Origin of the sequence: Saccharothrix obliqua (genome assembly GCF_019375475.1) — a bacterium.
Lineage (GTDB): Bacteria > Actinomycetota > Actinomycetes > Mycobacteriales > Pseudonocardiaceae > Actinosynnema > Actinosynnema obliqua.
In genome coordinates this window covers 394,151-416,722 of sequence record NZ_JAHXGQ010000006.1, presented here as the reverse complement: position 1 = coordinate 416,722, position 22,572 = coordinate 394,151, and the positions used below count along the sequence as shown (strand labels likewise).

The 22,572-nt window shown below is 72.9% G+C and carries 27 protein-coding genes; 13 read left to right on the top strand and 14 right to left on the bottom strand.

From position 1 onward, the window contains the following. The first annotated feature begins 87 nt into the window (after positions 1-87). Positions 88-903 carry a tryptophan 2,3-dioxygenase gene (locus KZQ38_RS21580; RefSeq protein ID WP_219443932.1) on the top strand — a complete coding sequence of 272 codons (816 nt, stop codon included), beginning with the start codon at positions 88-90 and terminating at the stop codon, positions 901-903. Further along, positions 900-2,024, top strand: coding sequence for a kynureninase (kynU, locus tag KZQ38_RS21575; protein ID WP_219443931.1), 1,125 nt, complete (start codon positions 900-902; stop codon positions 2,022-2,024). The genes KZQ38_RS21580 and kynU overlap by 4 nt, the downstream gene beginning before the upstream one ends. A 181-nt stretch (positions 2,025-2,205) precedes the next feature. Here the strand turns inward: kynU and KZQ38_RS21570 are convergent, their stop codons facing one another. Next, positions 2,206-2,928, bottom strand: coding sequence for a Fic family protein (locus KZQ38_RS21570; protein WP_308258515.1), 723 nt, complete (start codon positions 2,926-2,928; stop codon positions 2,206-2,208). A 91-nt stretch (positions 2,929-3,019) separates the two neighbouring features. Here KZQ38_RS21570 and KZQ38_RS21565 point away from each other — a divergent pair, with 91 nt between their 5' ends. The 5 genes from KZQ38_RS21565 (at position 3,020) to KZQ38_RS21545 (ending at position 8,555) form a co-directional block, all read left to right on the top strand. Next, positions 3,020-3,589 (top strand): GNAT family N-acetyltransferase, encoded by a 570-nt coding sequence (locus KZQ38_RS21565; RefSeq protein WP_219443929.1) that lies wholly within the window; start codon positions 3,020-3,022, stop codon positions 3,587-3,589. 202 nt (positions 3,590-3,791) lie between these two features. Next, positions 3,792-5,777, top strand: a complete 1,986-nt coding sequence (gene acs, locus KZQ38_RS21560) for an acetate--CoA ligase (protein WP_219443928.1) — start codon at positions 3,792-3,794, stop codon at positions 5,775-5,777. 124 nt (positions 5,778-5,901) lie between these two features. After that, positions 5,902-7,101, top strand: coding sequence for a Na+/H+ antiporter NhaA (gene nhaA / locus KZQ38_RS21555; RefSeq protein ID WP_257901828.1), 1,200 nt, complete (start codon positions 5,902-5,904; stop codon positions 7,099-7,101). A 42-nt stretch (positions 7,102-7,143) separates the two neighbouring features. Then, the gene (locus KZQ38_RS21550; protein ID WP_219443926.1) at positions 7,144-7,623 is read left to right on the top strand and encodes a phage holin family protein; all 480 of its coding nucleotides are present in this window, start codon (positions 7,144-7,146) and stop codon (positions 7,621-7,623) included. An 8-nt stretch (positions 7,624-7,631) separates the two neighbouring features. After that, positions 7,632-8,555 carry an alpha/beta fold hydrolase gene (locus KZQ38_RS21545; protein WP_219443925.1) on the top strand — a complete coding sequence of 308 codons (924 nt, stop codon included), beginning with the start codon at positions 7,632-7,634 and terminating at the stop codon, positions 8,553-8,555. On the opposite strand, the gene KZQ38_RS21540 is transcribed toward KZQ38_RS21545, so the two are convergent. The 5 genes from KZQ38_RS21540 to nth are packed head-to-tail and all read right to left on the bottom strand — an operon-like array spanning position 8,530 to position 12,552. After that, positions 8,530-9,291, bottom strand: coding sequence for a methyltransferase domain-containing protein (locus KZQ38_RS21540; protein WP_308258514.1), 762 nt, complete (start codon positions 9,289-9,291; stop codon positions 8,530-8,532). The two genes, KZQ38_RS21545 and KZQ38_RS21540, sit on opposite strands and share 26 nt — an antisense overlap. A gap of 37 nt (positions 9,292-9,328) precedes the next feature. After that, positions 9,329-10,516 (bottom strand): MarP family serine protease, encoded by a 1,188-nt coding sequence (locus tag KZQ38_RS21535; protein WP_219443924.1) that lies wholly within the window; start codon positions 10,514-10,516, stop codon positions 9,329-9,331. Between the two features lie 16 nt (positions 10,517-10,532). Then, entirely contained in the window at positions 10,533-11,195 is a 663-nt protein-coding gene (locus tag KZQ38_RS21530) for an NUDIX hydrolase (protein ID WP_219443923.1), read from the bottom strand. Then, complete coding sequence (locus KZQ38_RS21525) at positions 11,192-11,785, bottom strand: TlpA family protein disulfide reductase (RefSeq protein WP_219443922.1); 594 nt, start codon at positions 11,783-11,785, stop codon at positions 11,192-11,194. Before KZQ38_RS21525 ends, KZQ38_RS21530 begins: the two co-directional genes overlap by 4 nt. Continuing rightward, positions 11,782-12,552, bottom strand: a complete 771-nt coding sequence (gene nth, locus KZQ38_RS21520) for an endonuclease III (RefSeq protein ID WP_219443921.1) — start codon at positions 12,550-12,552, stop codon at positions 11,782-11,784. Before nth ends, KZQ38_RS21525 begins: the two co-directional genes overlap by 4 nt. Positions 12,553-12,756: 204 nt before the next feature. On the opposite strand from nth, the gene KZQ38_RS21515 reads away from it, so the two are divergent. From KZQ38_RS21515 to KZQ38_RS21500, 4 genes are all read left to right on the top strand, one after another. Beyond that, positions 12,757-13,008 carry a hypothetical protein gene (locus tag KZQ38_RS21515; protein WP_015097743.1) on the top strand — a complete coding sequence of 84 codons (252 nt, stop codon included), beginning with the start codon at positions 12,757-12,759 and terminating at the stop codon, positions 13,006-13,008. Positions 13,009-13,205: 197 nt separating this feature from the next. Beyond that, on the top strand, positions 13,206-13,880 hold the full coding sequence (locus KZQ38_RS21510) for a Crp/Fnr family transcriptional regulator (protein WP_015097742.1): 675 nt from the start codon (positions 13,206-13,208) through the stop codon (positions 13,878-13,880). Positions 13,881-14,275: 395 nt separating this feature from the next. Continuing rightward, on the top strand, positions 14,276-15,514 hold the full coding sequence (locus KZQ38_RS21505; protein ID WP_219443920.1) for an MFS transporter: 1,239 nt from the start codon (positions 14,276-14,278) through the stop codon (positions 15,512-15,514). A 70-nt stretch (positions 15,515-15,584) separates the two neighbouring features. Next, positions 15,585-15,980, top strand: a complete 396-nt coding sequence (locus KZQ38_RS21500) for a hypothetical protein (RefSeq protein WP_308258513.1) — start codon at positions 15,585-15,587, stop codon at positions 15,978-15,980. Between the two features lie 81 nt (positions 15,981-16,061). Here the strand turns inward: KZQ38_RS21500 and KZQ38_RS21495 are convergent, their stop codons facing one another. Then, positions 16,062-16,799, bottom strand: a complete 738-nt coding sequence (locus KZQ38_RS21495) for an MBL fold metallo-hydrolase (protein WP_219443919.1) — start codon at positions 16,797-16,799, stop codon at positions 16,062-16,064. Beyond that, on the bottom strand, positions 16,796-17,563 hold the full coding sequence (locus KZQ38_RS21490; protein ID WP_219443918.1) for an NUDIX hydrolase: 768 nt from the start codon (positions 17,561-17,563) through the stop codon (positions 16,796-16,798). Before KZQ38_RS21490 ends, KZQ38_RS21495 begins: the two co-directional genes overlap by 4 nt. 28 nt (positions 17,564-17,591) lie before the next feature. On the opposite strand from KZQ38_RS21490, the gene KZQ38_RS21485 reads away from it, so the two are divergent. Together KZQ38_RS21485 and KZQ38_RS21480 are read left to right on the top strand one after the other, a co-directional pair. Further along, a complete protein-coding gene (locus KZQ38_RS21485) occupies positions 17,592-17,948 on the top strand; it encodes a hypothetical protein (protein ID WP_219443917.1) in 357 nt (118 codons plus the stop codon). 4 nt (positions 17,949-17,952) lie between these two features. Then, positions 17,953-18,858: a Gfo/Idh/MocA family protein gene (locus KZQ38_RS21480; RefSeq protein ID WP_219443916.1), complete on the top strand. Its 906-nt coding sequence runs from the start codon at positions 17,953-17,955 to the stop codon at positions 18,856-18,858. Between the two features lie 15 nt (positions 18,859-18,873). Here the strand turns inward: KZQ38_RS21480 and KZQ38_RS21475 are convergent, their stop codons facing one another. The 6 genes from KZQ38_RS21475 to KZQ38_RS21450 form a co-directional block, all read right to left on the bottom strand. Beyond that, positions 18,874-20,187: a hypothetical protein gene (locus KZQ38_RS21475; protein ID WP_219443915.1), complete on the bottom strand. Its 1,314-nt coding sequence runs from the start codon at positions 20,185-20,187 to the stop codon at positions 18,874-18,876. 39 nt (positions 20,188-20,226) lie between these two features. Beyond that, a complete protein-coding gene (locus KZQ38_RS21470; RefSeq protein ID WP_219443914.1) occupies positions 20,227-20,829 on the bottom strand; it encodes a hypothetical protein in 603 nt (200 codons plus the stop codon). Positions 20,830-20,831: 2 nt separating this feature from the next. Next, a complete protein-coding gene (locus tag KZQ38_RS21465) occupies positions 20,832-21,290 on the bottom strand; it encodes a RidA family protein (RefSeq protein WP_219443913.1) in 459 nt (152 codons plus the stop codon). Then, positions 21,287-21,442 carry a Sp36 family protein gene (gene sp36, locus KZQ38_RS21460; protein WP_219443912.1) on the bottom strand — a complete coding sequence of 52 codons (156 nt, stop codon included), beginning with the start codon at positions 21,440-21,442 and terminating at the stop codon, positions 21,287-21,289. The genes KZQ38_RS21465 and sp36 overlap by 4 nt, the downstream gene beginning before the upstream one ends. Before the next feature lie 74 nt (positions 21,443-21,516). Continuing rightward, the gene (locus KZQ38_RS21455; protein WP_219443911.1) at positions 21,517-21,693 is read right to left on the bottom strand and encodes a DUF397 domain-containing protein; all 177 of its coding nucleotides are present in this window, start codon (positions 21,691-21,693) and stop codon (positions 21,517-21,519) included. 10 nt (positions 21,694-21,703) lie between these two features. After that, positions 21,704-22,558, bottom strand: coding sequence for a helix-turn-helix domain-containing protein (locus KZQ38_RS21450; RefSeq protein WP_219443910.1), 855 nt, complete (start codon positions 22,556-22,558; stop codon positions 21,704-21,706). Positions 22,559-22,572 lie beyond the last annotated feature (14 nt).

Below are 22,572 nucleotides of genomic sequence, written 5' to 3'. Positions count from 1 at the left end.
GATCGGGTTCCGAGCACAAAAACATCTGCCCGAAATGACCACCGAAGGCCATTCAAATCACCAGAACAGCCGGTCATCATGGAAGTCATGGACTGCCCGGTCGCACCCAAGCTGGACTTCGGCGGCACCACGCCCTACGAGGACTACGTGCACGCCTCCGTGCTGCACTCGCTGCAACAGCAGTGGTCCGAGGACCCGCGTGAGATGTCGTTCCTCGTCATCACGCAGATCATGGAGCTGTACTTCGGCCTGCTCTGCTTCGAGTGGCGGCAGGCGCAACGCGAGCTGCGCGCGGACGACGTGCGTGCCGCGATCCGCACGTTGCGCCGCAGCGACCTGCACATGCAGGGCCTGAACGCGGCGTGGCGGCCGATCGCGCGGATGACGCCGGCGGAGTTCAACTCGTTCCGCGACGCGCTCGGCGAGGGCTCCGGCTTCCAGTCCGGCCGGTACCGCGAGGTGGAGTTCCTGCTCGGCGAGAAGTCCCGGTCGATGCTGGTGCCGCACCGCGCCGTGCCCGCGCAGCACGACGCCCTGGAGGCGTTGCTCAACGAGCCGAGCCTCTACGACGACGTGCTGGCCGCCCTGCACCGCCGCGGCCTGCCGATCCCCGACGACGTGCTCAAGCGCGACCTCACCACGTCGCACGAGCCCAACGCCGAGGTGGAGCGGGTGTGGGCGGACGTCTACCGCGACGGCCCGCGCGACCTGCTGGAGCTGGGCGAGGCGTTGACCGACATCGCCGAGGAGTTCGCCCGCTGGCGTTACGACCACCTGCTCGCCACCCGCCGCGCGATGGGCGCGAAGGTCGGCACGGGTGGTTCGGCGGGTGTCGCGTGGCTGGAGAAGCGCACGCGCCGCACCGTCTTCCCGGAGCTGTGGACCGCGCGGAGCTACGTGTGAACGCGGACCCGTTGGCACACGTGCGCGACCTGTTCGACCTGGACGACGACGTCGTCTACCTGGACGGCAACTCGCTGGGCGCGCCGCCCAGGCACGTCGCCGAGCGCGTCCGGGACGTGATCCGCCACCAGTGGGGCGGCCGGTTGATCCGGAGCTGGTCGGAGGGCTGGTGGGAGACCCCGGAACGGGTCGGCGACCGCGTGGGGCGGCTGGTCGGCGCGGCGCCGGGCCAGGTCGTCGTGGCCGACTCGACCAGCGTCAACCTGTTCAAGGCGTTGATGGCGGCGGTGCGTGGCACGGACCGGTCGGAGATCGTGGTGGACGCGGGCACGTTCCCGACCGACGGTTACATCGCGCGCTCGGTGGCCGAGCTGACCGGTCTGGAACTGCGGGCCGTCGACCCGGAGCGGCTGGACGTGTCCCCGGCGACCGCGGTGGTGCTGCTCAACCACGTCGACTACCGCACGGGCCGGTTGCTGGACATGGCGGCGTTGACCGCGCAGGCGCACGCCGCGGGCGCGAAGGTCGTGTGGGACCTGTGCCACAGCGCGGGCGTGCTGCCGATCGAGCTGGACCGGCTGGGCGTGGACCTCGCGGTGGGCTGCACGTACAAGTTCCTCAACGGCGGACCCGGGTCGCCCGCGTTCATCTACGTGCCCACGCACGCGCAGGCGGATTTCCACCAGCCGTTGACGGGGTGGACGGGCCACGAGGCGCCGTTCGCGATGACGCCGGGCTACGTGCCCGACCCCGGCGTGTCCCGGGCACGGGTCGGCACGCCGGACATCATCTCGATGCTCGCCCTGGACGCGGCGCTGGACGTGTGGGACGGCGTGGACCTCAAGGACGTCCGCGCGAAGGGCCTGGCCCTGACCGCGCACTTCCGCTCCCTGGTGGAGGGCCTGCCGGGGGTGGAGGTGATCACGCCGGACAGCCCGTGGCGCGGCCACCAGGTCTCGCTGCGCCACCCGGACGCGGCGGTGCTCATGGAGCGGCTGGTCGAGCGCGGGGTGATCGGCGACCACCGTCCGCCGGACGTGCTGCGGTTCGGCTTCGCGCCGCTCTACAACACGTTCGAGGAGGCGGAGCGGGCCGCCGCGGCGCTGGCGGCGTTGCTCTAGGGCCTGTCGGCAGGCGGTGTGGTTGGAGCCGTTCTCCCCGCGCCGGCGGGGTGGTCCCGGGTCCTGCCGCCGCCACGAAACTTTCAGGGAGCCTGCCTGATAGTTAGCGCCCCGCCCCCATCGCCGTCCGCCCGCGCGCCGGCGGGGCGGGGCGGGGCGTGCCCGGCTTTGCGGACCGCTCCTAGGCGGCGGCGTCGGCGATGCCGCGGGCCTCGCGGGCGCCGGCCTCCAGCGCCTCGCACCAGAAGCGGATCCAGCGGCCGATGCCCTCGGGGTCGCCGGTGGAGAAGCCGTGCAGTGCGGCGGCGTAGTCGTTCTGCCTGCGCAGGCACCACACCTCGGGCACGCCGAGTGACTTGGGGTCCAGGCCGGTGGCGATGGACGCCAGCCGGGACGCCGCGCGGGCCACCACGCCGTTGGCCGTGGCGAACGGGGCGAGCGACATCAACTCGCCGTGCACGACGGCCACCACCAGCGGACCGGGGGCTGACGTGCCCCCGGTGACCAGGCCGGCGAGCAGGTCCAGCCGCTCGGACACGCCCGGGGCGAGGCGGGGCCGCCCCGGTTCGCCACCCAGGTCCGCGCCGGCCAGCACGTGCAGCCGCGCCAGGGCCTGCAACGGCGCGCGTTGCCACGTCGGCAGCAGCACGCCCAACGCCTCGGCCACGCGCAACGCCCCCGCGAGCACGGGATCGGTCACCGACCCGTCGGTCGGGATCTCGGTCGACCCGCCGTCCAACGCGGCGGAGGCACGCGCGGCACGCACCGACGCCTCGGCGGCGGTGGTGGCCCAGCCACGCAGGTTCACGCGGTGCCGGTGCACCTGGAACACGGCGTCACGAGCGGACTGGACGGCGTCGGGCACACCGGGCAGGTCCAGCAGCGGGGCGAGCGGGTCGGTCACACCGGAGCACACTACGCGTCGGTAAGTGGCCCTTCAAAACCAACCGGAATTGGCCATTAAACATAGCCACTAGGCGGGTTACCGTCGGAGTATGACCTGGTACGACCGCCCCGTCCTGACCGGTGAGCACGTCCGCCTCGAACCGCTCTCCACCGAGCACGCCGAGGGCTTGCTGGAGGCGGGCAAGGACCCGGACATCTGGACGTGGCTCAGCACGCGTCAACCACGTGACGCCGACGAGTCCCGCGCGCTGGTCGAACAGGCGCTCGCCGACCCCGGCCGCCGCGCGTGGGCGCAGGTCGACCCGGCCACCGGCGAGGTCGCGGGCACCACGTCGTACTACGAGATCGACCCGAAGCACCGCGGCCTGTACATCGGCTACACCTGGATCGGCACGCGGTGGCAGCGCACCGCGCTCAACCGGGACGCCAAGCGCCTGCTGCTCGCCCGGGCGTTCGAGGACCTGGGCGCGCACCGCGTCGGCTGGCACACCGACATCCGCAACGAGCGGTCGCAGCGGGCCATCGAACGGCTCGGCGCGACCCGCGAGGGCGTGCTCCGGGTGCACCGCGTCCGACCGGACGGGACGCTGCGGGACACCGTCGTCTACTCCATGACCGCGGCCGAGTGGCCGGCGGCGAAGGCGCGGCTCACGGCGTGAGTTGCCTCACGAACAGCCGCCGTTGGTCGCAATAGTTGTGTCATTTAGCGGGATGCCCATGGTCAGGCGGGGGCGGCACGGGTTACACAGTGGACGACGTGTTTCGAACCCGCCTTGAATTGGTCTGAACCTTTTGGGTGCGCAGTGAGCCGGATCGCACTACCGTCGGTGCGCACCCCACGGATTCAGGAGGTCCTCCCCCATGACCCAGCCGCAAGCCCAGGGACCGGCCCTGGACAACCTCCTCACCGAGAACCGGACGTTCCCGCCCAGCCCGGAGTTCGCCGCCCAGGCCAACGCCGGCGCGGACCTGTACGACGAGGCGGACGCCGACCGCGAGGCGTTCTGGGCGAAGCAGGCCGAGCGGCTGGCCTGGGACACCAGGTGGGACCGGGTCCTGGACTGGTCGGACGCCCCGTTCGCCAAGTGGTTCGTCGGCGGCAAGCTCAACGTCGCCTACAACTGCGTGGACCGCCACGTCGAGTCCGGTCACGGCGACCAGGTCGCCATCCACTGGGAGGGCGAGCCCGGCGACAGCCGCGCCATCACCTACGCCGAGCTACAGCGCGAGGTCTCCCGGACGGCGAACGCCCTGGTCGAGCTGGGTGTCGGCGCGGACGACCGGGTCGCCATCTACATGCCGATGGTCCCCGAGGCGATCTTCTCCATGCTCGCCTGCGCCCGCCTGGGCGCCCTGCACAGCGTCGTGTTCGGCGGCTTCTCCGCCGAGGCGCTGCGCACCCGCATCGAGGACTCGCGGGCCAAGCTCGTGATCACCACCGACGGGCAGTACCGGCGCGGCAAGCCGGCGCCGCTCAAGCCCGCCGTGGACGAGGCCGTCGCCAACGCCGCGAGCGTCGAGCACGTCCTGGTCGTCAAGCGCACCGACACCGAGATCGCGTGGACCGACGACCGCGACATCTGGTGGCACGACCTGGTCGACCGCCAGTCCGACCAGCACACGCCCGAGGCGTTCGACTCCGAGCACCCGCTGTTCATCCTGTACACGTCCGGCACCACCGGTAACCCGAAGGGCATCCTGCACACGTCCGGCGGCTACCTGGTCCAGGCGTCGTACACGCACCACAACGTGTTCGACCTCAAGCCGGACACCGACGTGTACTGGTGCACCGCCGACATCGGCTGGGTCACCGGCCACAGCTACATCGTGTACGGCCCGCTGTCCAACCGCGTCACGCAGGTCGTCTACGAGGGCACGCCGAACACCCCGCACGAGGGCAGGCACTGGGAGATCGTCCAGAAGTACGGCGTCTCGATCTACTACACCGCGCCGACGCTGATCCGCACGTTCATGAAGTGGGGCGCGGACATCCCCGCCAAGTACGACCTGTCGTCGCTGCGCGTGCTGGGCAGCGTGGGCGAGCCGATCAACCCCGAGGCGTGGATCTGGTACCGCGAGCACGTCGGCGCGGGCAAGGCCCCGGTCGTCGACACGTGGTGGCAGACCGAGACCGGCTCCATCATGATCTCGCCGCTGCCCGGCGCGACGTCCACCAAGCCCGGTTCGGCGCAGCGCCCGCTGCCCGGCATCAGCGCGAAGGTCGTGGACGACCAGGGCGTCGAGGTCGGTCCCGGCGGTGGCGGCTACCTGGTGCTCGACCAGCCGTGGCCGGGGATGCTGCGCGGCATCTGGGGCGACGAGCAGCGCTACCGCGACACGTACTGGTCGCGGTTCGGCGAGCAGGGCTTCTACTTCGCGGGCGACGGCGCGAAGTACGACGCCGACGGCGACATCTGGCTGCTCGGCCGGGTGGACGACGTGATGAACGTGTCCGGCCACCGGATCTCCACCACCGAGGTCGAGTCGGCGCTGGTGTCGCACCCGACGGTGGCGGAGGCGGCGGTCGTCGGCGCGACCGATCCGACCACCGGGCAGGGCATCGTCGCGTTCGTCATCCTGCGTGGCGGCGTGGCCGACGAGGCGTCCGGCGCGGAGGCGATCAAGGCGTTGCGCGACCACGTGGCCAAGGAGATCGGCCCGATCGCGAAGCCGCGGCAGATCATGGTCGTGCCGGAGCTGCCGAAGACCCGGTCCGGCAAGATCATGCGCCGCCTGCTGCGCGACGTGGCGGAGAACCGCCAGGTCGGTGACGTCACGACGCTCGCCGACTCGTCCGTCATGGACCTGATCTCCAAGGGCCTGAAGACGGGGTCCGGCGAGGACTGAGCGGTCACGCCGGGTGCCCTTCCACCGCGGAGGGCACCCGGTTGCGTTAAAGTGGCTCGCAGGTGAGCCGGGAAGTCTGGTCGGCACGAGGATGTTCCACAGCCGACCCACCCGGGAGACCGCCTTGAGCCGTCGCAAGAACGACGTCGTCGCCGAGTTCGCCCGCTACCTGCGCACCGAGACGGTCGGCGGCACGGTGCTGCTCGTCGCCACCGCGATCGCGTTGATCTGGGCCAACTCGCCGCTCGGCGACTCGTACACGGCGGTGCGGGACTTCCGGTTCGGACCGTCGGCGCTGGGCCTGGACCTCAGCGTCGGCGACTGGGCCAAGGACGGCCTGCTCGCGGTCTTCTTCTTCGTCGCCGGGCTCGAACTCAAGCGCGAGCTGGTGATCGGCGAGCTGAACAACCTCAAGGCGGCCACCCTGCCCGTCGTGGCGGCGGTCGGCGGCATGGTGGTGCCCGCCCTGATCGCGCTCGGCGTCGGCTGGGGCGAGCCCGGCATCGAGCGGGCGTGGGCCGTGCCGGTGGCCACCGACATCGCGTTCGCGCTGGGCGTGCTGGCGATCACCGCGTCCGGGTTGCCGAGCAGCCTGCGGGTGTTCCTGCTCAGCCTGGCCGTGGTGGACGACCTGGGCGCCATCGCCCTCATCGCGATCCTGTTCACCACCGGGTTCAACGCGCTCGCCGCGCTGGCCGCGGTCGCACTGCTCGCCCTGTACGCGTACCTCCAGCACCGCCGGGTGACGACGCCCTGGCTGTACGTGCCGATCGCGGTCGGCACGTGGGCCGCCGTGCACGGTGCCGGCATCCACGCCACCATCGCGGGCGTGGCGCTCGCGTTGCTCACCCGCGTGCGACGCGACCCCTACGAGAACGAAGCGCCCGCGCTGCGCCTGGAGCACAAGCTCCAGCCGTGGTCGGCCGGTGTCGCCGTGCCGGTGTTCGCGTTGTTCGCGGCGGGTGTGCCGGTGAACGGGGAAACGCTCTCCTCGTTGTTCTCGGACAAGATCGCGGTCGGTGTCGTCCTCGGCCTGGTGGTCGGCAAGGTGGTCGGCATCGTGGGCGCGTCCGCGTTGGCCGTGCTGCTGAAGGCGGCGGTGTGGCCGAGCGGCGCGGGGCCGCGTGACATCGTCGCGGTGGCCATGCTCGGCGGCGTCGGGTTCACCGTCAGCCTGCTGATCGCGGACCTCGCGCTCGACGGCCAGGCCGCCGAGCAGGCGAAAGCCGCCGTGCTGCTGGCCTCGCTCACCGCGTCCCTGCTGGCGGCGGTCCTGCTGGTCCGGCGCAGCCGCGTGCACCAGCGCGCCGACGAGGACGCGTGAAATGGGCCGGTCGAGAGGCTCCCGTGCCGCGTGCATGGCACGATGAGCGGCGTGACCAGCGCTCGGGAGAACACCAACGGCAGCGGGCTGCCACCTGTTCCGTCGATCCCGTTGACCGCGGAGAGCGCGGAGAAGATCGCGGGGGAGACGTCCATCGGCGGGCTCGTGCGTGATGCGACGACCCACCTGTCCACGCTGGTCAGAGCAGAGGTCGAACTGGCCAAGTCGGAGATCGCGCAGGAGGTGAAGAAGGGGGTCAAGGGCAGCGTCTACTTCATCGTGGCGTTGACCGTGCTGCTGTTCAGCTCCTTTTTCTTCTTCTTCTTCGGCGCCGAACTCCTGGCCGAGTGGCTGCCGCGCTGGGCGGCGTTCCTGATCGTGTTCGGCGTGATGCTGCTGACCACCGCCGGGTTCGCGCTGCTCGGCTACCGCAAGCTCAAGAAGCTGCGGGCGCCGGTGCGCACCATCGAATCCGCCAAGGGCACCGTCGCGGCGCTCACCCACCGCGGCGCGGAGTCCTGAACCACGTCATGTCACCGCCGGACCCGTACACCGCCCGGGTGCCCGGCCCCTGGGCGCACCGGGACGTCTCGGCCAACGGCATCCGGTTGCACGTGGCGGAACTCGGTGACGGCCCGCTGGTGCTCATGCTGCACGGCTTCCCGGAGTTCTGGTGGTCGTGGCGGCACCAGGTGGTGGCGCTCGCCGACGCCGGGTTCCGCGCCGTCGCGGTGGACCTGCGTGGTTACGGCGACTCGGACAAACCACCGCGCGGCTACGACGGCTTCACGCTGGCGGGTGACGTCGCGGGCCTGGTGAAGGCACTCGGCGCGGCCCGCGCGCACATCGTCGGCCACGCCTGGGGCGGCCTGCTCGCGTGGACGGTCGCCGCCATGCACCCGCGGCTGGTGCACACCGTCACGGCGGTGTCCGCGCCGCACCCGCTCGCGCTGCGCCGCGCCATCCGCCGCCACCCGCGGCGGCAGGGCCGGGCGAGCGCGCACGTGTTCCGCTACCAGCTGCCGGTGTGGCCGGAACGCAGGCTCACCGCGGACGGCGGCGCGGAGGTGGCCCGGCTGATCACCGCGTGGGCCGGTCCCAAGTGGACGGTCTCACCGGAGTACGACGAGGTGCTGCGCCGCAACCGGGAGGCGGTGCTCGTGCCGGGCGTGGCCCACTCGGCGATGGAGTACCACCGGTGGGCCGTGCGCTCGCAGCTGCGTCACGACGGCCGCCGGTTCGTCGAGGCCGTGGACCGCCGCCTGGAGATGCCCGTGCTGCAACTGCACGGCGCGCTGGACCCGGTGATGCTGGAGAGCACCGCCGCCGACTCCGGTCAGTGGGTCGGGCCGCGCTCCCGGTACCGCTGCCTGCCCGAGGTGGGGCACTTCCCGCACCAGGAGGCGCCGCACACCACGGGCCGGTTGATCACCGAGTTCCTGCGGCAGAGCTGACCGCGGGCCGCAGCACGGCCGTGAACAGCACGAACGTCGCCAGGAACGGCCCCGAGCGCAGCTCGGCCAACCACTCGGCGGCGCGGTCGGCGGCCAGCCGCCCGGCACGCACGGCCCGTTCCGCGTTGCGGCTCAGGCCCAGCACCTCGTCGGCCACGCCGAAGTCACGCAGCACGGGCGCGGTGGCGTCGAGCACCACCTCGAAACCCGCCCGCTCCGCCAGCCGGGCGACCCGCCGACCGGTGGTCGCGCCGGGCATGGCGGCGCACACGTGGTCGCGCACGGCCCGGTTCACCGCGTCGTCGCCGGGGTCGACGGTGATGCTGTCCCAGTCCGGCTGCGCCACCACGGCGATCCCGTCGGGCCGCAGCACCCGCCGCAGCTCGGCCAGCGCCCGCTCCGGCTCCGGCACCTGGTGCAGCACCCGGTCCAGCCGCGCCCGGTCCACCATCGAGTCCGCCAGCGGCAGGTGGCGGGCGTCGCCGACGTGCACGGACACCGCCGGGTACTCCTCCGCGCGCCGCCGCGCCTCGGCGACCATCAGCGGGTCGGCGTCCACGCCGATCACCCACTCCGCGCCGGTCTCGGCGAGGTCGGGCAGGTCGGTGCCGGGGCCGCAGCCGACGTCCAGCACGGTGTGCCTGCGCTCCGGGTCCAGCACGCTCAACAACCTGCTCTTGTAGGCACGCGTGGCGGCTTGGGCGGCCACCGCGTCCAGGTACCTGATCGCGTCCACGCGGCCAGGCAACCAGCCGGATGTGGAGATCCGGTGATCAGGACGCGCAGGTTTGGGTGGAGGCGCGCCGCACCATGCCGGGCGCGTTCGCCACCTCCTCCGCGACCTCCTGGGCGGTCAGCACGAAACCGGTCTCCTGGTCGTCCACGGCCGCGCCGAACACGACACCCATCACGCGGCCCTGCGGGTCGACCAGCGGGCCGCCGGAGTTGCCGCTGCGCACCTTCGCCCGCACGGTGTAGACGTCGCGCGTCACGGTCGACGCGTCGTAGATGTCCGGTCCGCGCAGCACCGGGAGGCGTTCCCGCACCCGCGCCTCGGACGCCGTGTACGGACCGTCCAGCGGGTAGCCGAGGACGATGCCGTCCTCGCCCTGCTTCACCTCGTCGGTCCGGAACTCCAGGGGCTCGGCGTTGAGGTCCGGCACGGCCAGCACCGCCAGGTCGGTCTGCGCGTCGTAGTGCACCACGGTCGCGTCGAACTGGCCCCGCCCGACCTCAACGACCACCTCGGTGGTGCCCGCGACGACGTGCGCGTTGGTCATCACGCGCTCGTGCGCGACGACGAAACCGGTGCCCTCCAAGGCCCGCGAGCAGGACGGCGCGCGCCCGCGCACCTTCAGCACCGACGGCCGCAGCTTCTGCACGACCGGGTTGGCCGACAGCGCCGGGTCGGGCGGCCCGACCTCCTTGAGCGGCGTCCGGTTGAACGGGTCCATCGCCGCCGGGAAGCCCGACACGTCGAACAGGCTCTGGAGGTCCTGCGACAGCGTCCGCGCCGCCTGCGGCATGGTGCCGTCCACGGTGGACAGGATCAGCGACTGGTTGAGCGCCTTGGCCAGCGACGGCAGGCCCGCGACCACGGTCAGCGGCAGCGCGATCATCCACGCCACCACGAACACCACCGCGCCCTGCACGATCGCGCCGAGCGCGTTGTCCGCGCCGCGCAGCGGGCTGGACCTGATCTTGGACTTGATGAGCCTGCCGAAGTACACGCCGACCGTCTCGCCGAGCGCGACCAGCAACACCACGATGCCGACCGCGAACACGACCTTCGTCACGACGTGGTCCACCCGTGCCACCACGAGCGGCGCGAGCTGGGTGCCCAGCACCAGCCCGATCAGCACGCCGACGAACGCGGGCAGCGCGACGACCACACCCTGCCGGGCGCCGGAGACCGCGGCGAAGGCGGCCAGCGCGAGGACAAGCAGGTCAACCCAGTTCACGCAGCCCAACCCTCCATCACGTGGCGCGCAACGCCGGCTCCAGGTCGCGCACGTCGGACTGGTCCCACGGCCGGGCCCAACCGCCCAGCTCCAGCAACCCGCTGAGCAGGCCCGCCGTGAAACCCCACACCAACATGCCAGGCGCGCTGAACGCCGGGCCGGTGAACCCCGACGGGTGGGTCACCCGGAACCGGTTGGCGGGGTCGGCCAGGTGCGCGATCGGCACCCGCGCGACGGCCGCCGTCTCGGCCGGGTCGACCGCCGCGACCGGTGTCGGCCGGTCCCAGTGCGCGAGCACCGGCGTGACCACGAACTTCGACACCGGCACGTACAGCTCGGGCAGCGTCGCGACCGGCCGCACGCCGGACCGCAGCACGCCGGTCTCCTCGTACGCCTCGCGCAGCGCCGTGTCCACGGGCCCGTCGTCGGTCGGGTCGGCCGCGCCGCCCGGGAACGCCACCTGGCCGGGGTGCGACCCGAGGGTGTCCGCGCGGCGCAGCAACAACACGTCCGGACCGTCGCGGCCCTCGCCGAACAACATCAGCACGGCCGCGGCGCGGCCACCGCCGGCGGGCGGCGGCGAGACCCGGCTGAACGCGCGGGCGTCCACCTCGGCCGTCGCCCGCACCAGCCCGGCCATCCACTCCGGCACGTCGTCCGGACCGACCAGCGCGGTCATCCCACCACCTCGCGCACCTGCTCGACGCGGTCGAAGACGATCGGGGAGGTCACCTCGCGCAACGAACCGCCCGCGTCGACCACGTAGCTGACCGGCACCCGGGGCGGCGTGCGGACGGCCACGCGCACCGCGTCGGGTTCGCTGAACACGGTGGGCAGGTGGACGCCGAGCTTCGCCAGCAGCTCCAGCCCGTCCCCCTCCTTGCTGCTCACCAGCACGGTCACCACCGGCACCGCGCCGGGTTGCCGGGCGTACTCCTCCAGCACCCTCAGCTCGTCCTGGCAGGGCAGGCACCAGGTGGCCCAGAAGTTCACCAGCGCCGGGCCGGGCACGGTGGCCGCGGCGTCCACGGCGGACCCGTCGCCGAGGCACGTCACGCGCACGCCGCGCAGCTCGGCCGGTCCGCCCGCACCCGCGGGGCACGCGTCCAGCGCCGCCCGCTCCCGCAGCCGCCCGAGGTCGGGCGCGGGCCGCCCCGCGCTCGTCGCGCCGCCGGGCGACGTCTGGTCCCCCGTTCGCGGCCACACGGCCACCACGCCGGCCACGGCCAGCACGAGCACCACGACCGCCCACCGCGCCGCGCGGCTCACGCCAGCCTCTCCCCCGCCCGCACGCGTTCGGCCAACGCGATCAGGTGCGGTGCCTCCTCGCCCTTGACCAGCTTCTCCGCCTTGGCCGGGTCGGTCTGGCCGATGCCGTAGGACGGGCACTGCGGCGCCAGCAGGCACGCGCCGCAGGCGGGTGTGCGCGCGTGGCAGACGCGCCGGCCGTGGAAGATCGTCCGGTGGGACAGCAGGGTCCAGTCCTTGCGCTCCACCAGCTTGCCCACGGCGTGCTCGACCTTGACCGGGTCCTCCTCCGCGGTCCAGCCCCAGCGGCGGACCAGGCGGCCGAAGTGGGTGTCGACGGTGATGCCGGGCACGCCGAACGCGTCGCCGAGCACCACGTTCGCCGTCTTGCGGCCCACGCCGGGCAGCGTGACGAGGTCGGCCAGCCTGCCCGGCACCTCGCCGTCGAACCGCTCGACCAGCGCCGAGCCGAGCCCGATCAGGGAGTTGGCCTTGTTCCGGTAGAAGCCGGTGGAGCGGATGTGCTCCTCCAGCTCGGTGCGGTCGGCGGAGGCGTAGTCGGCGGCCGTGCGGTAGCGCTGGAACAGGGCCGGCGTGACCATGTTCACGCGCACGTCCGTGGTCTGCGCGGACAGGACGACCGCCACCAGGAGTTCGAGGGGCGTGGTGAAGTCGAGTTCGCAGTGCGCGTCGGGGTAGCCCTGCTGGAGGACCCGGACCATCCGCCGCGCCCGCCGGGTGAGGCCGAGCGCGGTCTCCGGCTTTTTCACCGTGCTGGGTGCCGCCATGGCAATCAGGCTACTGCGTTGCGTTGCGGCGCTTGCGGTCCGCGGTGATCACGTGCGCGGTTCACCACACGGTGCGCGGGTACTCGCGCACCACGCGCAACCACCCCTGCCCCTGGCACGTCCCCATACAAGATGACCCATGCGACCAAGTAGAGACCCCCTCGGATGCGCGTCCCAAGTGGATGCGCAAGGATCGGAGCCATCATGACTGCCTGGTTCGTCATCGCCGTTCCGATCGTGATCATGTTCTTCGCGCTCTTCATGGAGCGCGTCGAAGCTCGGCTACGCCACGTCGCCGTTCAGGAGGACGAGGTCGAGGAGTTCCTGGAGTCGGCCCGGCCGGACGAGGTCCGGGCGCTCTACGGGCACGGCATCGGCCGCGCGCTGGAGCTGTTCCGGCTGCGCAGGCTGGGTGGTCGTGCCAGGAACCTGCGGCAGCGGCGCACCCGCCGCTAGCGGGGCTAGGACCGGCGAGGCCCACGGGGTCATCCCCCGGCGGGCCTTATCGGGCTGTCCGGGGCTGGGTCGCGGCGCGCCGAAAGGCGATCCACGACACAGCGCTTAGACTGCACTCAGTGATCGACGGCAGGCGCTGATCCGCCAGAAGGCGGAACGCGCTCGACCAGCCGTCGCGTCTCGACAGGAGGGACGAGGTGGACGAGACCCTGGCCCGCGCGGGCATTTTCCAGGGGGTTGAACCGGCGGCAGCGGAGGCACTGGCGCAGACGCTGGAGTCCGTTGAATTCCCGCGTGGCCACGTGATCTTCGCGGAAGGCGAGCCGGGCGACCGGCTCTACATCATCCAGTCCGGCAAGGTGAAGATCGGGCGCAAGTCGCCGGACGGCCGGGAGAACCTGTTGGGGATCTTCGGACCCTCCGACATGTTCGGCGAGCTGTCGATCTTCGACCCCGGTCCGCGGACGTCCACGGCGACCACGGTGACCGAGGTGCGCGCGGTGAGCATGGACCGACCGGCCCTGCGGCAGTGGATCACCAACCGCCCGGAGATCGCCGAGCAGCTGCTGCGCGCGCTGGCGCGCAGGTTGCGGCGGACGAACTCGATGCTGGCCGACCTGATCTTCACGGACGTGCCCGGCCGCGTCGCGAAGGCGTTGTTGCAGCTCGCCCAGCGCTTCGGCAGTCAGGAGGCTGGCCTGCTGCGGGTCACGCACGACCTGACGCAGGAGGAGATCGCCCAGTTCGTCGGCGCGTCGCGCGAGACGGTGAACAAGGCGCTGGCCGACTTCGCCCACCGCGGCTGGCTGCGGCTGGAGGGCAAGAGCGTGCTGATCCTGGACCCGGAGCGGCTGGCCCGCCGGGCGCGGTGAGCGCGTGATGGACCCCGTTCGGACAACAAGACCGGGCGCCGCCCCCGACGCGGCGCACCGGCCTTGTTGTTCTCGCGCGGCCCATCCCCCGACAGACCGCGCCACCCACACTTCCGGCGCCCGCAGGCCCCGACCCTTCGGCACCGGAAGGAGGTTCGGTTACCCGCCTGACCTCGACGGAAACGGGCCGGCGGTGCTGCTTCCCACGATCGCACGGCACCCACCACCGAACTCAAGCCCGTTCACCCTCAAGGACCGTCTGAACAGCGCTTTCGTTGCGCGGTTTCACCCGGTCATCCCATAGTTGTAATCGAACCGCAACACAACACCGGGTGATGGACCTCATCGGGGCCGACACTGGTACGCCCGTACCACTGTAAGGCACACTGGTACGCATGTCCCACTCTGCCCGCCTGTCCGACTACCGCACGGCCCTGACGACCCCCGGTATGCGCGGCCCCGTCGCCGCGTCCCTGCTCGCCCGGCTGCCCATCGCCATGGTCGGCCTCTCGCTGCTGCTCTACGTCCAGCGCGAGACGGGGTCCTTCGCCGCGGCCGGTCTGGTGTCGGCGGCGTCGCTGGTCGGCGTGGCGGTGGGCTCGATCATCCAGGGCCGCCTCATGGACCGGCTCGGCCCGACCCGCCCGCTGCTCGGCACGGTGTCGTTGTTCGCCGTGTTCGTCACGCTCGCCGTGTTCGCCGTCGAGGCGCACGCGCCGCTGGCCGTCCTGCTGCCGGTCGCGTTCGCGGTCGGCCTGCACGAGCCGATGGTGGGCGCGGCGTCGCGGGCGTTGTGGGCGCGGATGCTGCCGCCCGGCTCCGCCCGGCACGCCGGGTACGCCTACGAGGCGATCAGCATGGAGGTCTTCTTCATCCTCGGCCCCGGCCTGGCCGGCCTGCTGGTCGCCGCGCCGTGGGCGGGCACCGGCGTCGTGCTCGGCGCGGGTTCGATGGTGGTCGGCGCGTTGTGGTTCGCGCTCAACCCCACGGTCCGCCGCGTGCGGCCGGAGCAGGCCAAGCGCAGCCTGCTGGGCGCCCTCGCGTCACCGGGTATGCGCACCGTGGCGCTGGCCGCGCTGGGCTTCGGCGTGACCATCGGCTTCATCGAGGTCGCCGTGCCCGCCGCGGCCTCCGACGCGGGCCACGTCGGGCTCGGCGGCGTGCTGCTGAGCCTGTGGTCGGTCAGCTCCGTGCTGTTCGGCGTGCTCTACGCGACGCGGCCGTTCCCGAAGGCCATGCACCTGCGCCTGCCGGTGCTGCTCGGCGGGTTCGCGGTGCTGTCGCTGCTGCTGGCCGTGCCCACCACGCTGCTCGGGCTCGGCGCGGCGCTGCTGGTCGTCGGCACGCTCATCACGCCGCAGGCCACCACGCACTCGGCGGCGATCGAGCAGGTGGCGCCCGCGGGCACGGCCACCGAGGCGTTCGGCTGGGTGATCACGTCGGTCACCGTGGGGCTCGCCATCGGCCAGTCGATCAGCGGTCAGCTCGTGGAGCGGCACGGCACGTCGACGGCCTTCGTGGCCGCCGCCGGCGCCGGTCTGCTGGTCGCCGCCCTGGTGTGGCTGTTCCGCGGCACGGTCGCCGCGGGCGTGCCGCTGACCAGCCGCGAGGACGTCGACCTGGCGTCCCGCTGAAGGTTCCCTGAACGTCGCCGCGCCGACCGCCCCATCGGCTGACGACGGCCCTCTTCCCCAGCACACTGTCGTGATCATTCACCCGCACGACCCGCTGGAGGAAGCCATAGACAGCACCGTGGTGGTGGAAGCGGACGCCCTGGCGTGCGCGGTCCGCCGGGCGACGCCGCGCTCCGGCCCGCACGGCTCCGTCACGCTCCAGGTCGAGGACAGCGTGCTGCGCGTGCGCGGCAGCGACCCGCGACCGGGAGCGGCGGAGGAGTCGGTCCGGGTCACCACCGGAGGCGGCCACGTCACGAAGACGTTCCAGGCCGGCTACCTGGCCGACGCCCTGACCGCGTTCCGCGGCAGGCAGGTGGAGCTGCGCATCCAGGACGGCCTGCGCACGACCGTGGTCACCGCACCGCCCGGCGAGGACGGTGTGGAGCTGATGTACCTGGTGGTGCCGCTGCGCACGCCGGCGTGACCAGCGCGGACCGGCGACTCCGCAACGCCGGCCCGCGTGCCCGCCGCCGCGTGCCCCTTCCGCGTGGGGCGCGCGGCGGCCTCAGCCCTCGGCCAGGTAGTCGAGCTGCGCGCGCACGGACCACTCGGCGGCCTGCCACAGCGACCGGTCCACGTCGGCGTACACCAGCTCCACCACCTGCCGCGCGGTCGGCGAGCCGCCCAGTTCGGCGACGGCCGCACGCACCTGCGCAAGGCGTTGCTCCCGGTGCGCCCGGTACTGCCGCGCGACCACCGCGACGTCCGGCAGCTCGGGCCCGTGACCGGGCAGCGCGGTGGTGCCGGGCGGCAGGTCGGCCAGCACGTCGAGGGACGCCAGGTAGTCGCGCAGGCTGCCGTCGAGCACGGTCGTGCCGCGGCCCAGCACGGTGTCGCCGGTCAGCACGGCGCCCGCCACCAGGAAGCACAGCGAGTCGTCGGTGTGGCCCGGCGTGGCGAGCACCCGGACCGCCAGCCCGCCCGCCTCGACCACCTCGCCGTCGACCAGGTCGGCCGCGGCGCGCACCGGCGCGTCGACCAGCGAACCGAACTCGGCCGCGCCCTCCGCGTGGTCGGCGTGGCCGTGGGTGAGCAGCACGACGTCCACCGGCCCGTGCGCCGCGACCCGCGCCAGGTGCTCCCGGTCCAGCGGACCGGGGTCGACCACCACGCACGACGACGAGCCGGGCGCGCGCAGCACCCACGTGTTGGTGCCCTCCAGCGTCATCACCGACGGGTTCTCCGCCAGCACCACCGACGCGAACGGCGTGACCTCGCGCAACCGCCCGTACGCCGGCGTCACGGGAAGACCACCCGCACCGCGTTCCCGTCCCGCACCAGCTTCGGGATGATCTTCTCCACCACGCGCGGCGCGTCCAGCACGTCCGCCACCCCCGAGTGCTCGCCCAGCTCCGACAACGTCATCCAGGTCGGCGGCATGAGCATCCGCCGGCCCTCCCGCCAGTCCTCCAACGCCTCGGCCGGCGTCTGCCAGACCGCGTCGGACGCCTCCGTCGTCCACCCGTCCGCGCGCTGCCCGGTCGGCAGCACGGCCACGAAGAACCGCGTGTCGTACCGGCGCGGCTCCTCGACGGGCGTCACCCAGTTCGCCCACGGCCGCAGCAGGTCGGCGCGCAGCACCAGCCCCTCGCCGGCCAGGAACTCCGCCAACGACACCTCGCGCGCGACCAGCGCCGCCCGCGCCGCCGCGTACGCCGAGGTGTCGGCGACCACCGAGTCCGCCGACGCGCCGGCCAGCAGCACGCCGGACTCCTCGAACGTCTCGCGCACCGCCGCGCACACCAGCGCCCGCGCGAGGTCCGGCGGGCACGCGAAGCGCTCCGCCCACCACGTCGGCGGCGGACCGCTCCAGGCCGTGGACGTGTCCGCGTCCCGCGGGTCGACGCCACCGCCCGGGAAGACGGTCATCCCGCCCGCGAACGCCATGCCCCGCACCCGCCGCTGGAGGAACACCTCCAGCTCGCCGGCGCGGTCGCGCAGCAGCACCACGGTGGCGGCGTCCTTCGGGATCGCCGGCACCGCCTGCTCATCCGGATGTTCGCGCACAACCCGAGCCTACGGCGAAGATGACCACGTGGACGCGAAGACGCGGGGATGCCTGGCCAAGGTGCTGTTGTTCGTCGTCGGCGGGTTCGTGGGCGCGGGCATGACGGGCGTTCTCGCCGTCGTGCTGCTCCTGCCCTCGACCGAGACGATCCACCACCACCCGGGCACACCCGGGGTGTGGGTGAAGGAGGAGAAGTCGCTGCTGTTCGGCCCGGAGTACGAGGTGCTGCTCGGCCCGTCGGAGAACTACGGGCACGTGGTGCGCATACCGGCGGCGTGGGGCAGCGATCCACGCGTGGTCCGGGAAGCGGACGGCATCGGGCTGGAGTTCCCCAACGGCGGGCGGATCTTCGTGCCCGCCTCGGCGTACGAGGGCGGCCGGTGACAGCATGGTCGGCGTGGACGAGCAACTGCGCGTAGGTCTCATCGGTGCCGGCCCCTGGGCGCAGCAGGTGCACGCGCCGGGCATCGCCGACCACCCCGGCACCCGGTTGACGTCCGTGTGGGCACGCCGCCCCGAGGCCGCGGCGGCGTTGGCCGACCCCTACGGCGCGGCGGTCGCCGCCGACCCGGCCGAGCTGCTGTCCACCGTGGACGCGGTCGCGTTCGCCGTGCCGCCAGCCACCCAGGAGGAGATCGCGCTCCAGGCGGTGGCCGCGGGCAGGCACGTGATCCTGGAGAAGCCGGTCGCGGCCACCCTGGCGGGCGCGGAGCGCCTGGCCGACGCCGTCGACCGGGCCGGTGTGGTGTCGCTGGTGATGCTCACCCGGCGGTTCGCACCGGAGACCGAGGAGCAGCTCGCGCAGTTGCACGCCACCGGCGGCTGGACCGGTGGCAACGCGCGTTGGCTGACCGGCGCGCTGCTCGGCGGGCCGTACTCGGCCTCGGCGTGGCGGCACGAGCGCGGACCGCTGGACGACATCGGCCCGCACGCGTTCGACCTGCTGGACGCGGCGCTGGGCCGGATCACCGACGTGCTCGCCGCGCACCGCTCGGACAGCGGGCTGTGGCACGTCGTGCTCGGCCACGAGGGCGGCGCGACCAGCAGCGCCACGTTGACCATGAACGTGCCCGTGACGCCGAGCGTGGTCGAGGTGAGCTTCTACGGCGACCACGGCTACCGGGCGCTCGCCGACCGCGGGACGTCCGCCCAGCAGTCCTACACGAACCTGCTGGACGACTTCGTCGCCATGGTCGAGAGCGGCACCACGGCGCACCGCTGCGACGTGCGCCGCGGCCTGCACCTGCAACGCGTGATCGAGCTGGCCCGACGCGCGGCCGCCCCGGTCGCGTGACCGGGGCGGCCGGGCTCAGCCGGGGAACTTGCCGTTGCCGCCGGGTTTCGGCACGCCGTTGACGTACTCCGGGCCGTGCGGCCAGGACTGCTGCTCCCGTTGCGCCAACTCCTCGTGCAACTGCTGCAACAACGCCCGTTCGCGGTCGCTGAGCTTGGCGTCCACGGTCGGCGGCAGCGCGACCGACGACGGCACCGGCCCGTCCGCGAGCGCCGCCTGCAACGCCGCCAGGTCGTCCGCGTTCAGCTCCGTCGTCACCTCGGCCCGCGACAGCGGGTGCTCGGGCAGCCGCACCGGTTCCGGCTCGGGCTGAGCCGGTTCCGGGGTGAACTCGGGTTCACCGTGTGCGACCGGTTCCGGCTCGTCCTCGTCCGGCGGCGGCACCTCGCGCAGCCGCTTCACCGGTTTCGGCGGGAACGGCTGGCCGCCCTCGAACCGGGGAGTCTCGATCTGGGGCGCCTCGACCTGGACGCCCTCGAACAGGGAACTCCCCGCCTCGACGGGCTCGACGGCCTCGTCCCGGCCGTCGTCGACCCGGACGTCCTCGAACGGGGTGTCCTGGACACCCTCGAACTCGAACGGGTCGACCCGCGCACGACGTGACGTGGAGCCGGCTTCAGCTTCCACCGCGGGCACCGGTGCCGGCTCTGCCACCGGTGCCTCGTCCCGGCTGTCGCCGTCGAACCAGGTTCCGGAGTCGGGTGGCGGGGGCACCGGCACCGCCGTCGCCTGGAAGAACACCTCGCGCGCCGTGGTGACCGCGGCGGCGTGGTACTCGCTGAGCGGCGTGCCCGCGGTGAGCACCTCCACGGCGGCCTGGACACCCGCACGGCGCAGCACCACGCCGAACCGGTACGCCGTGGCCGGCGCGAAACCCGCCGGGCCGATGTCCACCAGCACGACGCGTTGCGGCAGCGGTCCGGGCACGGCACCCGCCGGGCTGGACCGCCAGGTGGCGCGCACCGAGCGGACGTCGGGCAGCACGGTCGCCGTGTGGGCGACCACCTCGGCCAACCCGTCGGCCGGGTCGGACTCGATGGTGAAGCGGTGCCTGACGGGCGGTAGCTGCTCGACCGCGAACAAGCGGTCCGCGAGGGTGCGGTCCGACCGCACCTCGTCCAGCAGCCCACCGATCTCGCGCCGCTCGTCACCGGTCACCGGGATGCGACCGGCCAGCAGCACACCCACCACCAGCTCGACGGCCCGGTCCGGCTCGGCGACCGCCAGCAGCTCCCGTGCCCGGGTGAGCGCGTCGTCGTCAACGCGCCCCGCCAGCGCCAACAGGAGGTCGTGTAAACGGACGGGAAGTCCCACTCCGTCGTTCGTCACGCCTGCTCTCCTTCCGGCCCGCGCGGCAGCGACGAGCGTCTAGACGGGCACCAGGTGTCCGTCGGCCTCGGCACCGGTGCACACCAGCTCCGACGCCGCCAACGCCGCCCGGTGGTAGGGCGGCAGGTCCAGTCCGACGGGCAGGACCTCCACGCACGGGTCCTGCTCGCCCAGCGCCCGCAGCACCCGCTGGAGTTCGCCGGCCAGGCGGGCGTGCTCGACGGTGGCCGCGACCAGGATGATCCGCCTGGTCCCGTCCCCGCCGCGCCGCCACGTGGACCGGACTTCGCCGACCCCCTGGCGACCACGCAGGGTCGCGCCGAGCACCACGGACGCGGAATCGCCCATCGACACCCGTTCGGGTGATTCCGGGGTGAATGTGTAACCGGGATCGGGCTCCTCGTCCAGCCCTTCCACGGAACTGATCGCACCGAGGTCCGCCCCGTGCGGCACCAGCGCCTCGACCAGCAGGCGCTGCTCGTGGTCGGTCAGCCCGATCCGGTCGTGCAGCAGCGTCCGGGGCAGCGCCCGCGCGAGCACCGGCACCGCGTCCGTCACGGCCCAGTCGCGGTACCGCCACAGCACGTCGTCGGGCAGCCTGCCCGCGAGCCGCAGCAGCACCTCGTGCAGGGTGTCCGCCATCCTCACCCCCCGACTTCGACGATCAGGTCCACCTCGACCGGCGCGCCGAGCGGCAGCTCGGCCACCCCGACCGCGGCCCGCGCGTGCGCACCCGCAGGCCCGAACACCTCGCCCAGCAGCTCCGACGCGCCGTTGACCACGCCGGGCTGGCCGGTGAAGCCCTCGGCCGAGGCCACGTAGCCGGTCAGCTTCACGACCCGGACCACCGAGTCGAGCCCGACCAGCGCGTGCACGGCGGCCAACGCGTTGAGCGCGCACGTCCGCGCGTGTCCCTTGGCCGCCTCCGGGTCGACGTCCGCGCCGACCTTGCCGGTCGCGGCGAGCACGCCGCCGACGAAGGGGAGCTGGCCGGACGTGTGCACCAGGGACCCGGACCGGACGGCGGGCACGTAGGCGGCGACCGGCGCGGCCACCTCCGGCAGTTCGACGCCGAGTTCGGCGAGACGGGCCGACCAGCTCATGCCCTGGGCCGCTTCAGGTAGGCGACGTGCTGCTCACCACTGGGGTTGGGCAGGACGGTGACGAGCTCCCAGCCGTCCTCGCCCCACTGGTCCAGGATCGCCTTGGTGGCGTGGATCAGCAGCGGGACGGTGGCGTACTCCCACTTGGTCATGGCGCGCAGCCTAGCCGCACCCCGCACACCGGCACCCGGGGATCGCCCTCACTACCCGACCGGGTCGTCGGACGTCACCGACCGGACTTCAGGTCGGCGAGGAACGCCCGGAAGGACCGCGCCGGGAACACGAGCGTCCCGCCGGTCCGGTTCTTGGTGTCCCGCACGCCGGTCGCGTCCACCGCGACGGCCAGCTCCACGCACTGCGCGGCCGACGCGCTCCACGTGCTCTTCCGCCAGGTCTGCGTCATCACCTTCTCCTCACCGGGAATCCCGGACCGCCTTGATGAAGTCGACGGACTCCCGCGGCGGCAGGGCCACCTCCGCGGCGTCGCGCCACACCCCGTCCAACGGTGCCACCTCGTGCTGCTCCTCCAGCATCGCGAGGCCGGACACCTCCTCGGTGTAGGCCGCGCAGGGGGCGTCCGGCTCGGGGAAGTCCAGCAGGAGCAGCAACGCCGACGGGGTGGGCCCGTACGCGCCGACGCCGAACGGCAGCACCTGCACGGTGACGTTGTCCCGCGCGGCGGCGGCGACCAGGTGGTCGAGCTGCGCGCGCATGACCTCCGGCCCGCCGACCACGCGGCGCAACGCGGCCTCGTCGATCAACGCGTGCAGCTCGAACGGCGGGTCGCGGTCGAGCAGCCGCTGCCGCGCACGGCGCTCGGCCGCGGCCGTCCGCTCCCAGCGGTCGCCGGTGACCACCCGGTGCGCGGCGCGGGCGACGGCCTCGGCGTACGCGCCGGTCTGGAGCATCCCGGGCACGTACACCACGTCGAGGGTGCGCTCGCGGTGCGCCTCCAGCTCGTCCATCCGGAACCGCCGGTACCTGACCGGCAGCGCGGCGGCGTGCTCGACGGTCGCGTTGTCGACGTCGGCGACCTCCCACATCTGGAGCAGGAACGTCTTCTGCTCCGGTGTCGCTTCCAGCACGTCGAGGATCACGGAGAGAGACGGCCAGCGCGCCAAGTGCGTGCCGGCGAGCAATCGGGTGACCGTGGGGCGCGAGACGCGGATCCGCTTGGCGATCTCTTCGGGGGTGAGGCCGGACTTCTCCTGGAGTTCGCGCACGAATCGGGCCAGCCTGCGCTTGCCGCGGGTGGTGCCGTCCGCCATTCACTTATTCCAAT